The 22,098-nt window shown below is 66.2% G+C and carries 14 protein-coding genes and 1 riboswitch; of the genes, 11 read left to right on the plus strand and 3 right to left on the minus strand.

Annotation, left to right across the window (positions count from 1 at the left end; genetic code table 11):
* Positions 1 to 195: 195 nt before the first annotated feature.
* From DGI_RS07260 to DGI_RS07270, 3 genes are all read left to right on the plus strand, one after another.
* Positions 196 to 4,473 (plus strand): acyl-CoA dehydratase activase, encoded by a 4,278-nt coding sequence (locus DGI_RS07260; protein WP_235619956.1) that lies wholly within the window; start codon positions 196 to 198, stop codon positions 4,471 to 4,473.
* Between the two features lie 176 nt (positions 4,474 to 4,649).
* Positions 4,650 to 5,603, plus strand: a complete 954-nt coding sequence (locus tag DGI_RS07265) for a PP2C family protein-serine/threonine phosphatase (protein ID WP_027193198.1) — start codon at positions 4,650 to 4,652, stop codon at positions 5,601 to 5,603.
* On the plus strand, positions 5,596 to 6,423 hold the full coding sequence (locus DGI_RS07270) for a PP2C family protein-serine/threonine phosphatase (protein WP_051286603.1): 828 nt from the start codon (positions 5,596 to 5,598) through the stop codon (positions 6,421 to 6,423). The genes DGI_RS07265 and DGI_RS07270 overlap by 8 nt, the downstream gene beginning before the upstream one ends.
* Here the strand turns inward: DGI_RS07270 and DGI_RS19410 are convergent.
* Complete coding sequence (locus tag DGI_RS19410) at positions 6,404 to 8,908, minus strand: transporter substrate-binding domain-containing protein (RefSeq protein WP_158407297.1); 2,505 nt, start codon at positions 8,906 to 8,908, stop codon at positions 6,404 to 6,406. The two genes, DGI_RS07270 and DGI_RS19410, sit on opposite strands and share 20 nt — an antisense overlap.
* Before the next feature lie 233 nt (positions 8,909 to 9,141).
* Here DGI_RS19410 and DGI_RS07280 point away from each other — a divergent pair, with 233 nt between their 5' ends.
* The 7 genes from DGI_RS07280 to DGI_RS07310 all read left to right on the plus strand — a co-directional run bounded on the left by DGI_RS07280 (position 9,142) and on the right by DGI_RS07310 (position 16,978).
* A complete protein-coding gene (locus DGI_RS07280) occupies positions 9,142 to 10,803 on the plus strand; it encodes an ABC1 kinase family protein (RefSeq protein WP_027193197.1) in 1,662 nt (553 codons plus the stop codon).
* Positions 10,804 to 10,949: 146 nt separating this feature from the next.
* A complete protein-coding gene (locus DGI_RS07285; RefSeq protein ID WP_021760208.1) occupies positions 10,950 to 12,116 on the plus strand; it encodes a metallophosphoesterase in 1,167 nt (388 codons plus the stop codon).
* A gap of 34 nt (positions 12,117 to 12,150) precedes the next feature.
* Entirely contained in the window at positions 12,151 to 12,927 is a 777-nt protein-coding gene (locus DGI_RS07290) for an enoyl-CoA hydratase-related protein (protein ID WP_021760209.1), read from the plus strand.
* On the plus strand, positions 12,927 to 13,715 hold the full coding sequence (locus DGI_RS07295; RefSeq protein ID WP_051286601.1) for an MBL fold metallo-hydrolase: 789 nt from the start codon (positions 12,927 to 12,929) through the stop codon (positions 13,713 to 13,715). Before DGI_RS07290 ends, DGI_RS07295 begins: the two co-directional genes overlap by 1 nt.
* Entirely contained in the window at positions 13,712 to 14,641 is a 930-nt protein-coding gene (locus tag DGI_RS07300; protein ID WP_021760211.1) for a delta(1)-pyrroline-2-carboxylate reductase family protein, read from the plus strand. Before DGI_RS07295 ends, DGI_RS07300 begins: the two co-directional genes overlap by 4 nt.
* 67 nt (positions 14,642 to 14,708) lie before the next feature.
* Positions 14,709 to 15,752 carry a GDP-L-fucose synthase family protein gene (locus DGI_RS07305; RefSeq protein ID WP_021760212.1) on the plus strand — a complete coding sequence of 348 codons (1,044 nt, stop codon included), beginning with the start codon at positions 14,709 to 14,711 and terminating at the stop codon, positions 15,750 to 15,752.
* Between the two features lie 24 nt (positions 15,753 to 15,776).
* Positions 15,777 to 15,963: riboswitch (cobalamin riboswitch) on the plus strand.
* Between the two features lie 130 nt (positions 15,964 to 16,093).
* Positions 16,094 to 16,978, plus strand: a complete 885-nt coding sequence (locus tag DGI_RS07310) for a sirohydrochlorin cobaltochelatase (RefSeq protein ID WP_021760213.1) — start codon at positions 16,094 to 16,096, stop codon at positions 16,976 to 16,978.
* Between the two features lie 173 nt (positions 16,979 to 17,151).
* On the opposite strand, the gene DGI_RS07315 is transcribed toward DGI_RS07310, so the two are convergent.
* Positions 17,152 to 17,568 carry a rhodanese-like domain-containing protein gene (locus DGI_RS07315; protein WP_021760214.1) on the minus strand — a complete coding sequence of 139 codons (417 nt, stop codon included), beginning with the start codon at positions 17,566 to 17,568 and terminating at the stop codon, positions 17,152 to 17,154.
* Positions 17,569 to 17,753: 185 nt separating this feature from the next.
* Between DGI_RS07315 and DGI_RS19520 the strand changes: the two genes are divergently transcribed.
* A complete protein-coding gene (locus DGI_RS19520) occupies positions 17,754 to 19,646 on the plus strand; it encodes a VTT domain-containing protein (protein WP_021760216.1) in 1,893 nt (630 codons plus the stop codon).
* A gap of 135 nt (positions 19,647 to 19,781) precedes the next feature.
* Here the strand turns inward: DGI_RS19520 and pnp are convergent, their stop codons facing one another.
* On the minus strand, positions 19,782 to 22,076 hold the full coding sequence (gene pnp, locus DGI_RS07330; protein ID WP_021760218.1) for a polyribonucleotide nucleotidyltransferase: 2,295 nt from the start codon (positions 22,074 to 22,076) through the stop codon (positions 19,782 to 19,784).
* Positions 22,077 to 22,098: the final 22 nt, after the last annotated feature.

Consider the following 22,098-nt stretch of genomic DNA (forward strand, 5'->3'; position numbering starts at 1 on the left):
TTGACGTTTGCGCGATATGACCACTCGGTCATTTTTCGTGTTGCACACCAGCCGGGTTGTGGATATTGTCCATTTGGCTGCCGAAGGTTCCCCGAAGTCAGTGGGGGCATGCACCCTCGGCACCCGGCCAACGCCATGCCCCAGAGCACACGACCAGTCGCATTACTCGATTTTCATTGAGGAAGGACGTTTTCCATGGATGTGTCCACACCCGTGATCCTCGGTCTTGACGCCGGGTCCGTCAGCGTCAAGCTCGCCGCCCTTTCAGCAGACGGCCGGCTTCTGGATACCGTCTATCAGCGCCACAAAGGCCAGCCCCTGCATGTGGCCGCCACCCTGCTGGCTGACTATGCCGCCCGGTTCCCCGGCGCACGCCTGGCCTGCACCGGCACGGCCGGGGCGTTCATCGCCAGGAAGCTGGAGGCGCCAGCCGTCAACGAGCTGGCCGCCCTGGCCCTGGCCATGCAAACCCTGCATCCAGACGTGCAGACCATCATTGAGATGGGCGGGGAGGATGCCAAGTGCATCTTCCTGCGCGACGGGCAGGTGTATGATTTTGCCCTCAACTCCGTCTGCGCTGCCGGCACGGGCTCCTTTTTGGATCAGCAGGCAGAACGCCTCCAGCTGACCATCGAGTCCTTCTCGGCCATGGCCAGGACGTATCTGGAAAAGGGCGGGGCGCCGGCGCGCATTGCCGGCCGCTGCAGCGTGTTCGCCAAGTCGGACATGATTCACCTGCAGCAGATCGCCACCCCCATGGAGGCCATCGTCTCCGGCCTGTGTTACGCCGTGGCCCGCAACTATCTGGGGGCCATCATCCGCAGCCGCACGGTGCTGCCGCGGGTGGCCTTTTTGGGCGGCGTGGCCCTGAACGCCGGTGTGGTGGCCGCCATGCGCGACGTGCTGGCCCAGCCCGATCTTTTTGTGCCGGATCCGCCCACCATCTATGGCGCCGCCGGCGTGGCCTTCAAGGCCCTGCAGGAAAAGACTGCTGTCCCGCTGAACGTGGCCGCCCTGGCCACCCTGGCCGCGGCCGAGGAGCTGACAGACTCCGGCCGTGTCCCGTTGGTGGTGCATGGCGATCTCTTTGCCGATCGCCACCTGAACGGCGGACGCCATGAGCTGGCCCCGGTGGATGAAACCGCCGGCGGCGAGCTGCCTGCGTACATGGGCATCGACATCGGCTCCATCTCCACCTGCCTGGCCCTGGTGGACGACGCCGGCCGCGTGCTCACCACCCGGTACCTGCGCACCGCCGGCCGGCCCATCGAGGCCGTGCGCCAGGGCCTGCGCGAGATTGGCCAGGAGCTGGCCGGACGCCAGGGGCCGAAGGTCGTCATCAAGGGCGTGGGCACCACCGGCTCGGGCCGCTACATGATTGCGGACTACATCGCTGCGGATGTGGTCAAGAACGAGATCACCGCCCAGGCCATGGGTGCGGTGCACCTTGATCCCACGGTGGACACTATCTTTGAAATCGGCGGGCAGGATTCCAAATACATCCAGCTCAAGGATGGCGTCATCGTCGATTTTGAGATGAACAAGGCCTGCGCCGCCGGCACCGGCTCCTTCCTGGAGGAACAGGCCGAGAAGCTGGACGTGTGCGTGAAGTCCGAGTTCTCCCCCATGGCCCTGGGGGCGGGCAATCCCTGCCGTCTGGGCGAGCGCTGCACCGTGTTCATGGAGAATTCCCTGCAGGCGTCCCTGCAGCAGGGTGCAGGCAAGGATGATCTGCTGGCCGGGCTTTCCTATTCCATCGTGGAGAACTACATCAACCGCGTGGTCCAGGGCCGGCCCGTGGGCAAGAACATCTTCTTCCAGGGCGGCACGGCCTTTAACAAGGGCGTGGTGGCGGCCTTCGAAAAATTCCTGGATCGTCAGATCACCGTCCCGCCGCATCATGACAATACCGGGGCCATCGGCATGGGCCTCATCGCCCGGGAGCACCACCAGACCACCGGGAAGGACTCCACCTTCAAGGGCTTTGAAGTGGCCGACCGCGGCTACACCCAGAACAGCTTCGCCTGCAAGGCCTGCGACAACCAGTGCGAGATCAACCGGCTGAAGATTGACGGCGAAGACGGCTTCCTCTTCTACGGCGGCCGCTGCGAGAAGTACGACATCCGCAAGGCCGTGCAGACCACCCTGCCGGATCTCTTCGGCTTCCGCGAACAGGCCCTGGAGGCCGCGCATCAGGCCTACACGGACCGCCACGAGGCCGTGGGCCGGCCGGCCAAACGCGGCCGCATCGGTCTGCCCCGGGTGTTCTTCTTCCATGATTTCCTGCCCTATTACGCCACCCTGCTGTGGGAGCTGGGCTTCGAGCCCGTGCTTTCGCCCCGCACCAACCGGCAGGTGATCGGCCTGGGCGTGCAGGCCACCATGGCGGACACCTGCTTCCCCATCAAGGCCGCCCTGGGGCATGTGCGGCATCTCCTCAACAACGGCGTGGAGCAGATCTTCCTGCCCAGCTTCACCAACATGGCCGAGGAGAACGGCCCCTTCCAGTACGGGCATGCCTGTCCCCTGACGCAGAGCTTCCCCTATCAGGTGCGGCAGGCCCTGGCCGAAGCCGCGGAACCTGCCGCGGGCGGGACGCGCATTCTGGCGCCGGTGCAGGCGCACCGCTTTGGCCGCAAGCAGCTCTTCCAGGGGCTCAAGGATGCCCTGGCCGCGCCCTTCCGCATCCGCGACGACGAATTGCAGCGCGCCATGGACGCCGCCGAGCACGCCCAGCGGACGTTCCGGGAAAAGATTCAGACCCGCGGCCGGCAGGCCCTGGCAGAGGCGGACGCCTCCTCCGGCCGGACCCTGGTTGTTGTCGGACGGCCCTACAATGCCTTCGACATGGGCCTGAACCTGGAGATTCCCAAAAAACTGGCCACGTTGAATGTTCAGGCCATTCCCATGGACTTCCTGCCCCCCGAGGAAATCCACACTGAATGGCCGGAAATGTACTGGCGTTCCGGCCAGCGCATGCTGTCGGCCGTGCGCCATATCCGCAAGCATCCCAAGCTGCACCCGCTCATCATCGGCAACTTCTCCTGCGGGCCGGATTCGTTCATCGAGCCGTACATGGAGCGCGAGCTGGGCGGCAAGCCGTCCCTGCATATCGAGATCGACGAGCACTCCGCCGACGCCGGCGTGGTCACCCGCTGCGAAGCCTTCCTGGACAGCCTGGAGATGCAGGAGCGGGCCCAGACCTCCCGGCGCATCACGCCGCCCGCGCCCCTCAGCCGTTCCCATGCCGGTCTGGCCGAGGGCGTGCGCCGTACGGTGTACATCCCGCACATGTGCAACCATGCCTATGCCCTGGAGGCAGCCTTCGCCTCCTGCGGGGTCAATTCCGAGGTGCTGCCGGAAACCACCCCCGAGAGTCTGGCCCTTGGCCGCAAGCATGTGTCCGGCAAGGAGTGCTACCCCTTCTGCGTCACCCTGGGGGACATGATCCATCGCGGCATGCAGAAGGACTTCGACCCGTCTCGCGCGGCGTTCCTGATGTGGGGCGGTACCGGTCCCTGCCGGTTCGGCCAATACAACGTGCTGCAGCGCATGCTGCTGGCCAAGGCCGGCATGGGGGACGTGCCCATGGTGTCCCCGGTGCAGGACGCCAACCTGTACAAGACCCTGGGCACCATCGGCAAAGGCTTTGCCAAGCGCAGCTGGGAAGGCCTGGTGGCCGTGGACATCCTGCTCAAGTTCCTCTACGCCACCCGGCCGTACGAGAAGGTGGCCGGCTCCACCAACCAGCTCTATGACGACGCCTTCGCCCGGCTGAAAAAGCACATCGCCACGCCGGGCAAGGTGGACTTCCTGCCCCTGCTGGATCAGTTCCGCAAGGAATTCGATGATATTCGAGACACGAACGCCCCGCTCAAGCCGCGTGTGGGCGTGGTGGGGGAAATCTACGTCCGCTCCAACCGCTTCGCCAACGAAGAACTCATCGGCCGCATCGAGGCCATGGGCGGCGAGGTGTGGACGGCGCCCATCGACGAATGGGTCAAGTACATCAACTGGGGCGCGCGCGTGGATGCCCGCATGGCCAAGGACTGGTCGCGCTTCCTCAAGCTCTCCCTCAAGCACTGGTTCCAGGACCGCATCGCCCACAAGCAGGAAAGCGTGGTGGCTGCCTTCCATCCCACCATGCAGGAACCGCATGTGAACGAGGTCATCAACAACGCCATGCAGTACCTGCATCCCACCTTCCGCGGCGAGGCCATCCTTTCCGTGGGCAAAAGCGTGGACATGCTGAGCCGCGGCGCCGTGGGCATCGTCAACGCCATGCCGTTTGGCTGCATGCCCGGATCCATCGTCTCGGCCATGCTCAGGGCCCTCTCGGAACGGTTCAATGCCCCGGCCGTGGCCATGCCCTTCGACGGCACGGCCTCGCCCACCTCGCGGCTGCAGTTGGAAACCTTCATGGAGCAGGCCCATTCCCGCTTCGAGCGCCTGCAACGAGGCCTCAAGACCTGATTCTGCCAGCGGCAACGGCATCACCAGTAGGGGGAGATTGCTGCGCATGCGGGAATCTCCCCCTGTTTGTTGCGGCTGCCGGACTGTTACAGCACTTGTGTTCCGCCAGGGCTTTCTGTATGGGCAGCGGGATGGATGCTTCCACTGTTCGCTCTGCACCCGCCAGGATGGGTGTTGTGCGGCCGGGACAGGATCCCATCGTGGAGGCCTGCGGCTGCACGGACCAGGGCCGCGTGCGCCTGTCCAATCAGGATGCGTTTTTTGTGGATGCCGAGGCCGGCATCTGCATCCTTTCCGACGGCATGGGCGGCGCCTGTTGCGGCGAGGTGGCCAGCGCCGTGGCAGTGGACAGCCTGCGCGAACTGCTGCTGCCGTTGCAACGGGCCGCCGATGCCGCCGCCATCCTGCCTGCCGCCGACCTGCCCCGCCCCTGCGGCAGTTCCACGTACACCTGTCTGGCCGGTCCGGACGCCCAGCCCCTGCAGGACGCCTTCCTGCAGGCCAATGTCCGGGTGCATGCGGAGTCCCTGCGGCAGCCCCGCTGCCGGGGCATGGGCGCCACGGCCTCGGTGGTGCTGCTGCACCGGGGGCATTGGCTGGCCGCCAACGTGGGCGACAGTCCCATCTATCTCTTTCGCGACCGCTGCGTGGTGCCCATGCACACGACCCATAGCCTGGAGGCAGAGCTGCTCCGCACTGGCGAGCCCGTGGACCCGGAGGACATGGCCCGCGCCCGGCATCTCCTCACCCGGGCCATGGGTGTGGAGCGGCAGGTGACGGCGGATCATTGCCAGATGCCCGCCCGGGCAGGGGATATCGTCTGCCTGTGCTCCGACGGGCTTTCCAACAAGGTGACGCCGGAGGAGATCATGGCCATCTGCCTGAATTTTCCCCTCCGCATGGCCTGCGAGAATCTGATCATGCTGGCCAATGCCAGGGGCGGTGAAGACAACGTGACGGTGATCGTCTGCCGGCTCGGCATGGTGCAGGACGATCAGAAGCGGGGAGTGATCCCCTTCATTGGGCGGGTATTGCGTCGTCTGGTCGGTGTGTCTTCCGGGGCGGCCCTCTCCCTGCGACAGGCGACCGCGGGACCCCTTTGCCGGTCGGGCGCGAGGATCCATGGCTGACCTGCACGCACGGCACGCGCCGCACATTGTGGTGGAAAGCCACGGCATCACGGATGTCGGATTGCACCGGAGTCGCAACGAAGACTGCCTGCTCATGGATGACGGGCTGGGGCTGTACGTGGTGGCGGACGGCATGGGCGGGCATCAGGCCGGGGAGGTGGCGGCGCAGCTTGCGGTCCGGACCATCCACCAGCACATGCTCCACATGCAGGCCGCTGAGTCTGCCGCAAGCGGGCCGGATTCGCAGCGCGATCCCAGCCTGAGCGTCGCGGCCAACGAGGTCCGCACGGCCATTCTGGCGGCGAACCGGGCGGTGCTGGCCAGGGCGCAGGATTCGCCAGAGCTGCAGGGCATGGGCACCACCGTGGCCGTGGTGTATCTGCGCGGCAATGTGCTGGTGGCCGCCAACGTGGGCGACAGTCCCATCTATCTGCTCCGCGGCGGCGTGCTGCGGGAGCTGTCCGTCGCGCATACCGTGGCCACGGAACAGGCGGCGCTGGGCCGTCGGCTGCCCGAGTCGCTGCGGGAAAAGCTGGGGCACATGCTCACCCGGGCCGTGGGCACCCGCGAGGTCGTGACGCCTGATTTTTTCGAGACGTTTCCCCGCCACAACGATGTGCTGCTGCTGTGTTCCGATGGCCTTGCCGGCACGGTGCGTCGTGAGGAACTGCAGAACGTGCTGCTGCGGCATACGCCCCGCAGGGCGTGCGAGGCCTTGCTGGCCCTGGCCCTGGCCCGCGGCGGGGAAGACAACATCACCTGTCTGGCCGTGCGGCTGCAGGTGCAGGAGCGCGGCGGGATCAGGTCCGGGGCAGCCTGACCGTGACGGTGGTGCCGGCGGCCGGGGAGGAGGCGAGGGCGATATCGCCGCGCATGGTCTCGGCCATGAGCCGTGCGGAGTAGCAGCCCAGGCCCGTGCCACCGGGCTTGGTGGTGACGTGTTTTTCGAACACCTGATCGCGGATGTGGTCCGGCACCAGCCCATGGTTGTGCACGCGACAGCTGATCCAGTGCAGGTTGCGCTCCAGGCTCACGCTCACGGTGCTTCCCTTGTCCGAGGCTTCCATGGCGTTGGTGACCAGATTGGAGAGCAGGGAAAAGATCAGCAATTCCTCGCCCAGGGCCATGTAGGCGCCGGGGCCGTCCTCGCGGAGCAGGTGGACAGTCAGATTGCGCTCGGCGGCGGTGGCGCGGGCCTGCGCCACCACGTCTGCGGCCACGGCTGCCATGTCCACGGGCACGGGGGCCAGCCGGTAGGCACGGCGCTCCATTTTGTAGAGGTCCAGGGACAGGTTGATCATGCGAAGCATGCGCCTGCCTGTTTCGTGCAGCATCTCCATGGTCTTGCGATGCTGCGGGGGCAGGGTCTCGTCTTCCAGGACCAGGCGCGGCAGGCCGATGATGGCTGCCAGGGGGTTCTTGAGGTCGTGGTGGGTGATGCGGTCCATCTCCTGGCGCAGGGTCTCGGCCTCCTTGAGGGCGGTGATGTCCTGCATGCTCACCAGCATCTGGTCCCAGGTGTCTTCGCTGCCCTTGGCGATCCGGGCGCGCAGGAGCACCTGGAGGGTTTTGCCGGTCAGGGTCATGTGCTGGGTTTCCACCTCAAAGGTGGTGGATCCGTTGCAGAACGCCGTCAGGCCTTCGAGCACGGCCTGGTAGGCGCTCTCGCACAGGACAGCATCGATGCTCCGCAGCAGGGTCTGCTCGTCCGGGGCCTCGAAGAGCGCCAGGGTTGTGGCGTTGACCTGACGGACTTTGACGAGCGCCACGACGTAGCGCAGGGCCTGGGGATGGGCCTCGAAATAGGCGCGGATGTCGCGCACGCCCTGGGTCCTGAGGCCGTCAAGATACAGTTTGACGTCTGAATAGTCCTCATCCCACAGGGAGACGGGGGAGTTCTCGAACAGGGACCGGGCCCGTTGCTCGCTGGCGCACAAGGCCTGCTCGGTCTGCTTGCGGATGGTGATGTCCGAATGCACCCCGGCCACCACGCGGGGCGCGCCGTCGGCGTCGTACTCCACCACCTTGCCCCGGGCCAGCACGGGCAGCCAGACGCCATCCTTGCGCAGCATGCGCAGCTCCACGCGGAAGCGGCCGTTCTCGTCCATGCAGGCACCCTTGCGCAGGGCCAGCAGGGCGGGTTGGTCTTCAAGATGGGTCAGGTGTTCAAAGGCTCCCCAGCGGGCGGGCATGTCGCCCTGGGCATAGCCGAACAGGCTGTACCAGCTGGGGGAAAAGTGGCAGGCGCCGGTGGCGAGGTCGCATTGCCACAGACCGTCGCCGGTGGCCGCCAGGATCATGGCCACCCGGGCTTCGCTGTCCCGCAGGGCGGTTTCGGCTTGTCTGCGGCGGTGGATCTGACGGCGCAGCCACCAGTTCCAGCCGAAAAAGAGCAGCAGTGCGGTGCCGAAGACCAGCAGGATTGTCATCAACGTGGGCGTGGAAAAAAAGATCGGTTCCTGTATCGGGGTCAGCTGGGCGGTGGACCACCGGGCCAGGATGGCGGCATGCTCTTCCTTGGTGATGGAAGCCAGGCCTTTGTTCAGGATTTCCACCAGGATGGGCCAGTCGCTGCGCACGCCCATGGTCAAGTGGTCGTCACCATATTCGCTGCGGCCGGCGATGGTTAGGTTCAGCAGGCCGAGATCCTTGATGAACTGGGACGCGGTGACGAGGTTTTCCAGTGCGGCATCGGCCTTGCCCAACGCCACCGCCTCCAGGGCCGCACCGGGGGAATGGGTGATGAGCAGGGGGATTTGCGGGAAGTCGGTGCGCAGTCGGTCAAAGGAGTAGCCGCCTTCGGCCGCGGCCATGGTGCGCCCGGCCAGGCTGGCAAGGGTGACGGCCGGGCCGTTGCAGGTAAGGGGGAAATCGTTGCGCACGACAATGACCGACGGCACGGTCAGATACGGTTGGGTGTAGACCAGAAACCCCTTGCGCCGCTCCGTCTCGGCCACGCAGGACAGGATATCCAGTTCGCGGGCGCGGATTTTCTTGATCGTCTCATCCCAGGGGATGTCGCCAGCCACCACAAGCCGCAGGCCCAGCCGTGTTTCCAGGAGCTGCAGGTAGTCCAGGCTCATGCCCCGGAGGCGGCCGGTGCGATCCATGAATTCCATGGGCGGGAAGCCGGGGTCCACGCCCACGCGGAGGATGGGGTGCCCGGCGAGGAAGCCCTGCTCTTCGGTGGTGAGCGTCGGCGAGGCTGCCAGGCAGGGCGCAACGCATGCCAGGATCCAGGCCAGCGCCATGCCGAAGGCCCGCACCCGCAGCTCCCTCCAGGGGAAGATATGCCGTTTCGTCACGTCGATCCTGCTGCTTCTTGAACCAGCCCCTCTTGCCCCTTGCCGCCTTGCGACGGATCCCCTAGTCTTGTCCGAACCCTGCAGCAGCGCGAGTGTGCCCGCGGCGTCCCGTCGTGCCGGTCCCCGTTCGGCAGTTGCTTGTATCATCCTGTCCGCCGAAGCGAAAGGGGCAGCGCCTCGCCGCCGGCGCAGGGCTGGCGTCATCCTGCAACCAGCAAAGGGCCGAATCGTCCATGCAATTTTTCCAACTGCGTTCAGTGTTGGCGGCGCGCCGGCTCAAGTCGCTGGTGACGTTGTTCCTGAAATACGGCATGGGCGAGCTGGCCGGGCTGCTGGGGCATCGGTACAAGCTCTTTCCCCGTCGCCAGGAAGGGCCGGACGCCACCCCGCATTTGACGATCTGGGAACGCCTGCGCAACATCATGGAGGACATGGGCCCCACGACCATCAAGATCGGGCAGATCCTCTCCATGCGGCCGGATCTGGTGCCGGCCGAGCTGTGCGACACCCTGCGCGAACTGCAGGAAGACGTCTATCACGAGGAATACACCGCCATCGTCAAGGTGGTGGAAGACAGCTATGGCAAACGACTGACGGACGTGTTCGCCTCCTTCAACGTCAAGCCTGTGGCCGCGGCGTCCTTGTCCCAGGTGCACAAGGCCATTCTCAAGGATGGCCGCGTGGTGGCCGTGAAGGTCCGCCGGCCCAAGATCATGGACACCATCCTGGCGGATCTGGAGATCCTGCGCTTTCTGGCCGTGCGCATCCACGAACGCGCCCAGACCCTGCGGCCATACAACCTGCCGGACGTGGTGGCCGAGATCAGCAAGACCCTCACCCGTGAGCTGGACTTTCGCAACGAGGCCCGCAATATCGTACTCTTCAGAAAGATGTTCGAGGACGACCCGCAGGTGACAGCCCCCGAGGTGTTCCCGGAGCTGACCACCAGCGCCGTGCTGGTCATGGAATTCATTGACGGCGTGCGCATCGACGAGTTCCAGGGCGATCTGGAAACCCGCCGCGCCCTGGCCGAAAAGGGCCTGGACGCCGTGGTGCGTCAGCTGATGGTCCACGGGTTCTTCCATGCCGATCCGCACATGGGCAACCTGAAAATCGTGGGCAAGGACACCCTGTGCTACATGGATTGGGGCATGGCCGGGCACTTCACCCGCGCCCAGCGCTCGGCCCTGGTGGATTACGTGCTGGCCATTGTGGAGAACGATGCCGAAAAGGTGTCCAAGGTGGCCATGGCCATGGCCGTGAAGGTGCCCCCCCTGCTGGACCGCGAGCGCTTTCAGACAGACATCATGTTCCTGCTGGACACGGTGCGCGCCCCCCTGCACGGCGAGGTGAACCTGGGTCGCTTTCTGCTGGATTTGACCGGCCTGTGCCGCAATTATGGCATCACCGTGCGGTCGGATTACATTCTCATGGCCCGGGCCCTCATCGCCACGGAGGCCGCAGGCCAGGCCCTGTATCCGCCCTTCAACGCCGTGCAGTCCCTGCAGCCCGTGGCCCTGCGCTGGCTGGTGAAGCGCTATTCCCTGCTGTTCTCGGACAAGCCCCTGCTTGAGGAAATCCAGGAGAACGCCAAAAGCCTGCTGACCCTGCCTTCCCGGCTGGAAACGCTGCTCAACGTCGTCGAAAGCGGGCAGTTGCGGATGGACATGAGGATGGCGGACCACGAAGACATGATGACCAACCTGCGCCAGGTGTCCAACCGGCTGGCTGCGGCGCTCATCGCCGCCAGTTTGGTCATCGGGTCCTCCCTGCTGTTTTTGTCCAACATCGGGCCGCACTGGGGCGAGCTGCCGGTGTTCGGACTCATCGGCTTCATCCTCTCGGGATTGTTCAGCGTCTGGCTTGTGCTGCACATGGTGATGAAGGGCGGTTGATGTGGTCCTGATTTCTGAAACAAAACTCTTACACAGCTCGCATTGACAAGGGCCGGAGAAGCGATACACAGTCCTCCTGCACCAGGAATTTCCGATCGCAGGCGGTTCTCCCATGAAGGCCATGGCTGCCGCCGCATGGAGCGAATGTGTTCTATTATTGGGTCTCCACAGGGCTTTTCGTCGGCGCCGTCTATTTATGCGTGCGGATGGTCTGGCCCTCCCGCATGCCGTTGCTCTGGAAGTTGTGCTGCGTCGGGCTGTTGGTCTTTCTGGCCAGTCTGCCGGCCCTGGTGACGCACCTGCAATGGCACTATTCCACATTCTTCTACCATGACACGTTTTATTGGATCATGTACGGCGCCCTGGGCTACATGACCATGCTCACCCTGGCCCAGGCCCTGCGGGATACGGCCGTGCTGGCCAGGGCCACCCACCGTCGCTGCACCGGCAAGGCCTGCGCCCTGCCGCCCCCGCGGCGCGCCTTTTTTTACGACATGGCCAACCTGGGCGTGGTGGGTTCCTCCCTGCTGCTCACCGGCTGCGGCGTGGCTCAGGCCAAGGGCCGGCCGGAAGTGGTGGAAGTGGACGTGCCCATCGCCAACCTGCCCAAGGAGTTCGACGGCTTCACCATCGCCCAGCTCACGGACATCCACATCGGTCCCACCATCAAGCGCCGCCAGTGTCTGGACGTGGTGCGCCAGTGCAACGACCTTGGCGCAGACATGATCGCCGTCACCGGCGATGTGGTGGACGGCCATGTGCACGCCCTGGAAAGCGACCTGGAGCCCCTGGCCGAGCTGTCGGCAAAGTACGGCGTCTATTTTGTCACCGGCAACCATGAATACTATTCCGGCGCGGCCCACTGGGTGCATCTGATGCAGACCATGGGCCACCGCACCCTGCAGAACGAGCACGAAATGCTGGTGCGCGGCGACGCCAGACTGTGCATTGCCGGCGTGCACGATGTGCAGGGCGGCTGGTATCTGGAAAATCACTGGACCAAGCCAGACAAGGCCCTGGAACACACCGGCCGGCGCGATGCCACCATCATGCTGGCGCATCATCCCTCCAGCATTCATGAGGTCTGCCAGTACAACGTGGACCTGCAGCTCTCCGGCCACACCCACGGCGGGCAGTACTTCCCCGGCAACCTGCTGGCCCGCTTCACCCAGGGCTATGTGGCCGGGCTGTACCGCCACCAGGGGAGCTGGCTGTACGTGAGCCGCGGCACTGGCTACTGGGGACCGCCCATCCGCCTGGGCGTGCCGCCGGAAATGACCCTCATCACCCTGCGCAGGGCGACTGTGGCCTGAGCCCGCCGCCGCCTGCGCCTTCTCGGAGATCCTGATGGATGCATCCTCCCTGCTGGCGGTGGAACGCCGCGGCCCGACGGCCATTCTGCGGCTCAATCGCCCCGAACGACGCAACGCCGTGGATGCCGCCCTGGCCGACGCCATGCGGCAGGCCCTGGCCGAGGTGGGCGCAGACCCGGCCGTGCGTGCGGTCATCCTCACCGGCGGCGAGACCTGCTTCAGCGCCGGGATGGATCTGGCCGCCTACCTCGACGGGCAGTGGCCGGCCATCAATGACGCCGAAGGCCGCTTTGCCGGCGTGGCCGCGCATCGCCTGGAACAGCCCCTCATCGCTGCCGTGGAAGGCCCGGCCCTGGCTGGCGGCTTCGAAACGGCCCTGGCCTGCGACATGATTGTGGCTGGCGACGGCGCGTTCTTCGGCGTGCCGGAAGTCCGCGTGGGCCTGTTCCCGGCCGCAGGCGGAGCCTTCCGGCTCATGCGCAAGGTGCCTCCCAACGTGGGCATGGAAATTTTGTGCACGGGCAAGCGGCTTTCCGCCGCCGAGGCCCACCAGCTGGGGCTGGTCAACCGTCTGGTTCCTGCCGGCACGGCCCTGGACGCCGCCCTGACCCTGGCCGAGGAGATTGCCCGGCAGGCGCCCCTGGGCGTGCGGGCCTCCCTGACCCTGGCCCGGGCCGCCCTGGCCGCGGAAGAGGCCCGGCTTTGGGAGCTGAACGACCGCCTCTGGCAACAGATCACCGCCACGACGGATGCCCGGGAAGGGCCGCGTGCCTTTCTGGAAAAGCGCGAGCCGGTCTGGACGGGCTCGTGATGCCCGGCCTGCAGGCGTGCTGTCCTGGCGTGCACGTCCTCACCCTGGAGCTGCCTGATTTTGCCGTACGCGTGGCCGTGGTCGCCGGATCCCGGCGGGCTGTGGTCTTCGACACCGGCTGCCGGCCCGCAGACATGCACGCGCTGCAGCCTCTGCTGGCCAGCCTGGAGGCGCGGGACGTGCTGGCGGTCTACAGTCATGGCGACTGGGATCACGTGCAGGGCACGGCGGCCCTGGCGGATCGCCGGGCCGTCATCGCCCACGAGGCCTGCCGCGCCCGTTTTGAGGACGACGTGCCCCGCCGTCTGGCCCGACTGCGCGGCGAATCTCCCGGCCTGTACGACGACGTGGTCCTCATCCCCCCGGACCTGACCTTTTCCCATTCCCTGACCCTGGACCTGGGCGGCCTGACGCTGCAGTTGCACCACCTTCCCGGCCACACCGCCGACTCCCTGGTGGCTTTTGTGCCCGAGCGTGGCCTGCTCCTGGCCGGGGACACTGCCGAAGCGCCCCTGCCCTGCGTGGACTGGGAGGAGGCCTCGCTGGACCGCTGGATTGCCGGCCTGCAGCGCTGGCGGGACGATGCGCGCGTGACGATGGTGCTCCCGTCCCATGGCCCTGCCCACGGTCCTGCCGCCGGCCGCGAGAGTCTGGACGTCACCCTCCGGTATCTCGCCGCGCTGCGGGAAGGCCGCGAGCCTGCCGTGCCCGCGCAGATGCCGTCTTTTTATCGCGAGACGCATCAGGCCAATCTGGAACGGGCTGCCCGCATGCGGAGCAGGGTATGATTGTGTGCGACGCCGCCGCCACGGCTGCCCGGCTGCCCTATGCCGCCCTGGTGGAAGCCGTGGCCGGTGTGCTGCGGGCCAAGACGGCCGGTACGGCCCAGGCCCCGGAGCGGTTGGTGGTCCGGCTGCGGCCGCAGGATCCCCGGGGCGGCTCCCTGCTGTGCATGCCCGCGGCGGATGATGACGTGGCTGTGACCAAGCTCATCACCGTGCATGCCGCCAACAGGGCCGCGGGATTGCCGGTGATTCAGGGCGAGATGACCGTCATGGACGCCCGCACGGGCATGCGCCTGCTGTTGCTGGACGGCGCCGTCGTGACTGCCCGGCGCACCGCCGCGGCCAGTGTTCTGGCCGTGCGCACGCTGGCTGCGTGGCCGCGCGGCCCGTTGCTGGTCGTCGGCGCGGGGGTGCAGGCCGCGGCGCATGTGGCAGCCTTCCGCGAGATGTTGGGGGTGGAACGGGTGTTCGTGCATGCACGCTCCGCCGCGTCCGCCGAGGCCCTGGCCGACCAGGCCCGCAGTCTGGGCATGACGGCCGAGACCGTCGCCGATCCTGCGGCCGTGCTGGATCGGTGTCCGCTTGTCGTCACCGCCACCACCAGTCCCGTGCCGGTGCTGCCGGATGCGCCGGGGCAGATGCGAGATGGCACCTGCATCGTGGCCGTGGGCAGCTTTCATGCCGATCAGGCGGAAATTCCGGCCTCGCTCATGCGCCGGGCGCGGGTGGTGGTGGATTCCCTGGAGGCCGCCCGCCACGAAGCCGGGGATGTGCTCCTGGCCGGGCTGGACTGGGCGCGGATTGCGGCCCTGGAAACCCTGCTGGATGCGCCGCCCACTCCTCGAACGCCGGGACTGGTGGTCTACAAAAGCGTGGGCTGCGCCTACTTCGACCTTGCCGCCGGCCGGGTGGCCGCTGCGGCGTCTTGATTCTCCGGCGGCCGCGCGCTACGGTGGGCCTCCCCCACGCACTCAAGACACTGCCAAGGATACGGTTGTGGAACAACATGCTCGCATTTTTGTGGCCGGCCGTCGCGGCATGGTCGGCAGCGCCTGCTGGCGCGCCCTGGAACAGGCCGGCTGCACCAATCTCATCGGCCCCACGTCCAGAGAGCTGAACCTCACCCGCCAGGCCGAGGTGGAAGCCTTCATGCGCGAAACCCGGCCGGAGTACGTGATCCTGGCGGCGGCGCACGTGGGCGGCATCCTGGCAAACAAGACATATCCTGCCGATTTTATTTATGTAAATCTGGCGATTCAAAACAATGTCATCCACAGTGCCTGGGAGTGCGGCGTCAGGAAGCTCGTGTTTCTGGGATCGTCCTGCATCTACCCCAAGCTCGCGCCCCAGCCCATCCGCGAGGAAGACCTGCTCACCGGGCCCCTGGAATCCACCAACGAGGCCTATGCCATCGCCAAGATCGCCGGCGTGCGCATGTGCCAGTTCTATCATCAGCAGTACGGGGCGAACTTCTGGCAGCTCATGCCCACCAACCTCTATGGCGATAACGATTCCTTCGACCTCCTGAAGAGCCATGTGCTGCCGGCCATGCTGCGCAAGTTCCACCTGGCCAAACTGGCCAGCCAGGGCGACCTGCCGGGGATCCGCACGGACGAAGCCCGCTTCGGCCCCATCCCGGCGGATATCGCCGCCTGCATGGGCCTCGCCGAGGACCGCGCCAGCCTTGCCGGGACGCCCAGGGTGGTGCTTTGGGGCACGGGCACGCCGCGCCGGGAATTTCTGCATGTGGACGATCTGGCTGCCGCCGTGGTCCATGTCCTCCAGCTGGATGCCGCCGCGCCGCCGCGCCTGCTCAATGTGGGCTGCGGCGAAGACCTGACCATTGCCGAGCTGGCCGAGACCGTGCGGCGCATCGTGGGATTTGCCGGCGAGACCGTCTGGGATGCGGACAAGCCCGACGGCACGCCGCGCAAGCTCCTGGACGTGAGCCGGCTGCAGGGGTTGGGCTGGCGGCCGTCCATCCCCCTGGAGACGGGCATCCGCCGCGCCTATGCCTGGTATCTTGCGCAGCTGGCGTGACGGCAGCTTGACCCCCCGGCGGGAATGTGGTTTCAAGAGGCGGGCGCCTGCAAAGGCTTAATAGGGAATCCCGTGCAAGTCGGGAGCGGACCCGCCGCCGTGAGTCCCGTACAACCGCCACCCCTTCGTGTGCCACTGGGTTCGTGTGAATCCGGGAAGGCCGGGGCGGCGGGGGACGAGTCGGAAGACCTGCCCGGCACCAGAGACTCGCCACCGGCAACGCGGACTTTGCCGGCCCGGCCCTGTTTGGACAAGGGAAAAACGGCCCCTTCTCCTGGTTTTCATACCGGAGAAGGGGCTTTTCGTTGTCCGTCCGTCCGCGCAATGCAAGGAGTATTATCATGAAACAGGCATTGTGCCTTGTCGCGCTGCTGCTGGTCATCTGCATGCTGGGCCTGCGGCCGGCCCAGGCTCATGGGGGCCACAAGTCGCGGGAGGAGGCCAGAACGGCCATCCTGCTGGTGGCCTTCGGCACTTCGTATGCCACGGCCCGTGGGCCGCTGCAGGACTTCGAGGCCAGGGTGCGGGCGAAGTTCCCCGGCGTGGAGGTGCGCTGGGCATGGTCCTCGCATCAGATTCGCCAGATGGAAGGGGCAGAAGAGGTGGATTCCCCGGCCGAGGCCCTGGCCCGGCTCATGGAAGACAGATTCACCCACGTGGCCGTGCAGTCCTTGCAGACCATCCCGGGGCAGGAATTCCACATGCTGATGGAGACGGCCCGGCGGTTCCAGGGCATGCCCAAGGGCTTGAAGCGCGTTGCCGTGGGTCTGCCCCTGCTTGGGTCGCCCGAGGATTTTAACGTGGTGGCCGATGCCCTGCTGGCCGGCCTGCCCAAGACCCGCACCGCCAAGGACGCCGTGGTGTTCATGGGCCACGGCACGCACCATGTGGGCAATGCCATGTATCCGGCCTTGCAGTATTATTTGTGGAAGCGCGATGCCATGGCCTTCATGGGCACGGTGGAGGGTTCGCCCTCGCTGGACGATATCGTGGCCGATCTGGCGCGGAAAAAGCCGGCCACGGTCTGGTTGCTGCCCTTCATGGCCGTGGCCGGGGACCACGCCAACAACGATATGGCCGGGGACGAGGAGGACAGCTGGAAGTCCGTCCTCACCAAGGCCGGCTACACGGTGCAGATGGTGCTTGCGGGGACGCTGGAGAACGCGGATCTGGCGGATCTGTGGCTGGCCCATCTGGAAGCGGCAATGGCGTCCTTGCAGGAGTAGGCACGGCGTCGCAGGACAAGAGGGGACGCCTGGGGCAAGTTCTCTTTGAAAGGAGTTCTCGGGGGAAACCCTTTCTACAGAAAGGTTCTTCCCNAGGGGAGAGCGCGAGAGGGGAGAACCTTTTGCAAAAAGGTTTCCCCTCTCGCAAATTCCTTTTTCAAAAGCAAAATGCCCTAGGATGTCTTGTCAAAGGGCCAGCCGTCCATGCCTTTTTCCAGGATCAACAGGCGTTTGGGGTCCACGCCCTTGGAGATGTAGAAAGCGACGGTCTTCTTGGCGCCGCCACCACCGCGGGGGCAGACGATGATCACGTCCGCCGTGGATGCCTCAATGGTCGGCAGCAGGGCGGCCAGCCGCGCTTTTTCCTCGTCCGTGTCCACAGGATAGGCGTTGGTTTCCAGGGACCCAGCAATGTGCCCGCTCTTGAACTGTTCCACGGAGCAGATGTCCACCAGGATCATGGTGTCTTTTGCCTGCAGGCGCTGCTGCAACGCCTCCGGGGCGATGTAGTTGAATTTCGCCTCGGCGGCGACAGCCCCGGACGCGAGACACAGCACACAGGCAAGCACAAGGGACGCGATGTTGCGCATGAACGATCCTCCTCAGGATATGGTTGCCGCAGCATAACAGGCCTGCCGGCAGTGGAGAAATCCATAATGCGAATCAGAGTCCGTCAAAGTGGGCGCAATTATCGATTTAGGTTTCTCCCCTTTTTCTGATACGGAAACAAGGCGGCTGATGCGGCCGCAGGACCTGCAACGGGAGGAGCGCCGTCGTGCCCTGGAAAAAAATCGCGCTGGGCGTGGTCCTGTTGGCCCTGGCGGGCGGCTTCTTCGCCCTGGGGTTGCAGGAGCATCTGACCTTCGAGGCCGCCAAGGCGTCCCAGGCCAGGCTGCAGGATTTCTATCACGAGCACCCCGGCCCGGCGCTTCTGGGCTTCGCGGCCGGCTACCTGGCGATGGTGGTCTTGAATCTGCCCGGGGCCACCATCATGGGCTTGCTGGCCGGGGCCATCTTCGGCGGGCTGGTGGGCACGGTGGTGGTGTCCTTTGCCAGTTCCCTGGGGGCCACCCTGGCCTGTCTGATGTCCCGATATCTGTTGCGCGGCTGGGTGCAACGCATGTTTCCCCAGGTCATCGCCACAATGGATCAGGGCATGGCCCGCGAGGGCGCGTTCTATCTCTTCTCCCTGCGGCTTATCCCGGTGGTCCCGTTTTTTGTCATCAATCTGGCCATGGGCCTCACGGCCATGCGGCTGCGGACGTTCTATTGGGTCTCGCAGCTGGGGATGCTGCCGGGGACCATCGTTTACGTGAACGCAGGCAGCGAGCTGGGCCGGCTGACCTCGCCGGCGGACATCTTTTCCCCGCGCCTGCTCCTGGCCCTGGCCCTGCTGGGGCTGCTGCCCCTGGCCGGCAAGAAGGGGCTGGCGTGGTACCGGCGGCGCACGGGAAATGCGCCATCCGGGCCGGCCGTGCCATCTGGACAGGTTGCACCCTCTGGGCCGGCCGTGCCGGGCGGGCAGGGATCGTCTGCGCCTGTGCCGTCAGAAGAGGTCTCCCGCCAGGCTGGAGCCATCGCCGCTGCCTGCACGGATTGCGGCGCCTGCGTGCGGCAGTGCCCGTTCCTGCAGGATGCCGGCACGCCGGGAGCCATCGCCCGATCTGTGCTGGAGGGTCGCGCCATCGTCGATCCCCACGCCTGCAGCCTGTGCGGCCTGTGCGAGGCGGTGTGCCCCGAGGGGGTGACGCCGGCGGAATTTTTCCTGACCCTGCGCCGGGAGGCCGTGGCCGGGGGCAGGGTGGATCTGTCCCGCTATGCCCGGCTGCTGGGCTACGAGCGGCGCGGCCATTCCCACCGCTTTGCCTGGTATCCGCCGCGGCAGGCCGGGGGGACGGGCACGGTGTTTTTTCCCGGCTGCACCCTGCCCGGCACGCGGCCGGACATCACCTGGCGGTTTTTTGAACGGCTGCGGCAGGATATCCCGGATCTGACCATGGTGCTGGATTGCTGCCACAAACCGTCGCACGACCTGGGCCGGCAGGCGTATTTTCTGGAACGATTCGGCCTGATCCGCGACCGGTTGCTGGCCCTGGGCGTGACGCAGGTGCTGACGGCCTGCCCCAATTGCCACAAGGTCTTTGCCCGCTACGGCGCGCCTCTGACGGTGACGACGGTGTATGAGCATCTGGCCGGGACCATGCCGGCGGAGTTGTCGCCGTCTGCCTCCGGCCCGGCCGTGGTGGTGCACGATCCCTGCCCCCTGCGCCGGGAAGAGGGCATCCATCGGGCGGTGCGCACCTTGCTGGCGGCGCGCGGCGTGGCCGTCAAATCCATGAAGCATTCCGGACGGCGGACCCTGTGCTGCGGGGAGGGCGGCGGCGTGGGGCTGCACCGGCCGGACCTGGCCAAGGCCTGGACGTCCCGCCGGGCGTCCCTGGCTGGCTCGACTCCCATCGTCACCTACTGCGCCGGCTGTGCGGGATTCCTGGCCCGCGTGGCCCCCACCATGCACCTGGGCGAAGTGCTCTTTGCCCCGGAACAGTCTCCGACACAGTCGCCGGAACGGGCGTTGGCCGGCCGCAGCAAGGTGGCCAAGGCCCCCATGACCTATGTGCACCGCTTGCGGCTCAAGCGCCGGTTGGCGCGGATGGAGGCGAAAGGGTGAGGAAACAACACGAGGGGAAACCCTGGAACAGGTTCCCCCTCGCGAGATCCTTCCCACGGAACACGTCTCCGGGAAGGGGTTCCGGGGGAGGCACCTTTCTGCTGAAAGGTGCCTTCCCCGGAGGGTTGAAGCGCGCTATTCGTCGAAGCCGGTGAAGCCGCCGCCGCTGCCGCCACGGCTGCCGCCACCTTCGCGGTTGCCGCGGGGACGGTCGTTGCGATCACCGCGGCCGCCACGGTCGCCACGGGGGCGGTCGTTGCGGTCGCCTTCACGGCGCGGAGGCCGGCCGGAACGCGGCGGGGAATCCTTGAACTCAACGCCCTGTTCCTCGGCCAGCACCGCAGCGCGGGAGAGGCGCATCTTGCCGCCATCCAGCAGTTCCAGGCACTTGACCTTGAGGGTGTCCCCCAGCTTGACCACGTCCGTCACCTTGTCGATGCGTTCCAGGGCCAGCTGCGAGATGTGCACCAGGCCTTCGACGCCGGGCAGAATTTCCACAATGGCGCCGATTTCCAGGATCTTGCGCACCGGACCTTCGTAGATCGTGCCCACTTCCGGCCGCTGGTCGAAGTGCATCACCCGTTCCTTGGCCTTCTGCAGGGCCTCCAGGGTGGGGGCGAAGATGGAGACCTTGCCCGAGTCTTCGATGTCGATGGCTGCGCCGGTGTCCGCGGTGATGGCCTTGATGTTCTTGCCGCCGGGGCCGATGATCATGCGGATGATGTCCGGGTTCACCTGCACCACTTCCAGCTGCGGCGCGAACTCGGAGAGCTGGGGGCGCGGCGCGGCGAGGATCTTGTCCATCTCGCCCAGGATGTGCAGGCGGGCGTCCGTGGCCTGGGCCAGGGCCTTGGCCATCACTTCGGGGGGAATGCCGGCGATCTTGATGTCCATCTGGAACGCGGTCACGCCTTCGCGGGTGCCGGCGATCTTGAAGTCCATGTCGCCCAGGGCGTCTTCATCACCCAGGATGTCGGTGAGGACGAAGTAGTCGTCCCCTTCCTTGATCAGGCCCATGGCGATGCCAGCCACCGCGGCGGAGATGGGCACGCCGGCGTCCATGAGCGCCAGGGAACCGGCGCAGACCGTGGCCATGGAGGAGGAGCCGTTGGACTCCATCACTTCGCCCACCACGCGCATGGTGAAGGGGAAGTCTTCCGCCGAGGGCAGCACAGGGGTAAGGGCGCGTTCGGCCAGGGCGCCGTGGCCGATTTCCCGGCGGGAGACGCGCAGCATCTTCACTTCGCCCACGGAATAGGGGGGGAAGTTGTAATGCAGCATGAAGCGCTTGGCGCCGTCGCCCATCAGGCCTTCCACGCGCTGTTCGTCGCGGCTGGAGCCCAGGGTGGCCACGCAGAGCACCTTGGTTTCGCCGCGGGCAAAGAGGGCGGACCCATGCGTGCGGGGCAGCAGGGCGATATCGGTCTTGATTTCGCGCACCGTGGAGGTGTTGCGGCCGTCGATGCGCACGCCTTCGTTCTTGATGCGCTGGCGGACGATGCGCTTTTCCAGGGCAGCGAGGAACTCGTTGGTGCGCTTGAGCCGATCGGGGGTCTCGGCAAAGCGGGCGTCCTCGGCCAGGGCCTTGTGCACCAGCTCCTTGACGGCGGACTTGGCCTTCTTGCGGGCCATCTTCTCCGGCACGTACAGGGCTTCGGACAGGCCGGCCATGGCCAATCCTTCAATGGCTTCCTTCAGCTCCGCATCTTCCACCGGCGGGTTGAAGGCCATCTTTTCCACGCCGACCTTTTCGCGCAGCTGCTCCTGCAGATCCAGCAGGGGCTGCAGCTTTTCATGGCCCCACTGCAGGGCGCTGGCGATGACATCCTGCGGGATGAAGGACGCTGCGCCTTCCACCATGACCACGGCCTCGCGGGAGGCAGCCATGACCAGATTCAGGCTGGACTGGGCCAGCACTTCGCTGGTGGGGTTGAAGACGAACTCGCCGTTCACGTAGCCGATGCGTGCGCCGGCGATGGGCCCCAGGAAGGGCACGCGGCTCATGTGCAGGGCGGCAGAGGCGGCGGTGATGGCCAGCACGTCGGGATCGTTTTCCTGATCCGCGGACAGCACCGTGGCGATGACCTGCACTTCATCCTTGAAGCCCTTGGGGAAGAGCGGGCGGATGGGGCGGTCGATGAGCCGGGAGCAGAGGGTTTCGCGTTCGCTGGGGCGGCCGATTTCGCGGCGGAAGAAGCTGCCGGGCACGCGGCCGGCGGCATACATCTTTTCCTGGTAGTCCACCACCAGGGGGAAGAAGCCCATGTCGCGTTCTGTGGTCTGGGTGACGGTGGTCACCAGTACCACGGTGCCGCCGCACTGCAGCCACACGGCGCCATCGGCCTGGTTGGCCAGGCGGCCGGTTTCCAGGATGTAGGGGACGTCGGCAACGGTGGTGGTGAGGCGCAAGGGATTGAAAGCACTTTGCATAGAGGGAGAAACTCCTGGGGTA

Origin of the sequence: Megalodesulfovibrio gigas DSM 1382 = ATCC 19364 (assembly GCF_000468495.1) — a bacterium.
In the GTDB taxonomy this organism is placed as follows: Bacteria; Desulfobacterota; Desulfovibrionia; order Desulfovibrionales; family Desulfovibrionaceae; genus Megalodesulfovibrio; species Megalodesulfovibrio gigas.

Coding starts and splice junctions, on each gene's coding strand:
- DGI_RS07315 (WP_021760214.1), bottom strand. CDS start 17,568: ATGCGCAACATCGCGTCCCTTGTGCTTGCCTGTGTGCTGTGTCTCGCG.
- DGI_RS07280 (WP_027193197.1), top strand. CDS start 9,142: ATGCAATTTTTCCAACTGCGTTCAGTGTTGGCGGCGCGCCGGCTCAAG.
- DGI_RS07260 (WP_235619956.1), top strand. CDS start 196: ATGGATGTGTCCACACCCGTGATCCTCGGTCTTGACGCCGGGTCCGTC.
- DGI_RS07310 (WP_021760213.1), top strand. CDS start 16,094: ATGAAACAGGCATTGTGCCTTGTCGCGCTGCTGCTGGTCATCTGCATG.
- DGI_RS07290 (WP_021760209.1), top strand. CDS start 12,151: ATGGATGCATCCTCCCTGCTGGCGGTGGAACGCCGCGGCCCGACGGCC.
- DGI_RS07295 (WP_051286601.1), top strand. CDS start 12,927: ATGCCCGGCCTGCAGGCGTGCTGTCCTGGCGTGCACGTCCTCACCCTG.
- DGI_RS07270 (WP_051286603.1), top strand. CDS start 5,596: ATGGCTGACCTGCACGCACGGCACGCGCCGCACATTGTGGTGGAAAGC.
- pnp (WP_021760218.1), bottom strand. CDS start 22,076: ATGCAAAGTGCTTTCAATCCCTTGCGCCTCACCACCACCGTTGCCGAC.
- DGI_RS07300 (WP_021760211.1), top strand. CDS start 13,712: ATGATTGTGTGCGACGCCGCCGCCACGGCTGCCCGGCTGCCCTATGCC.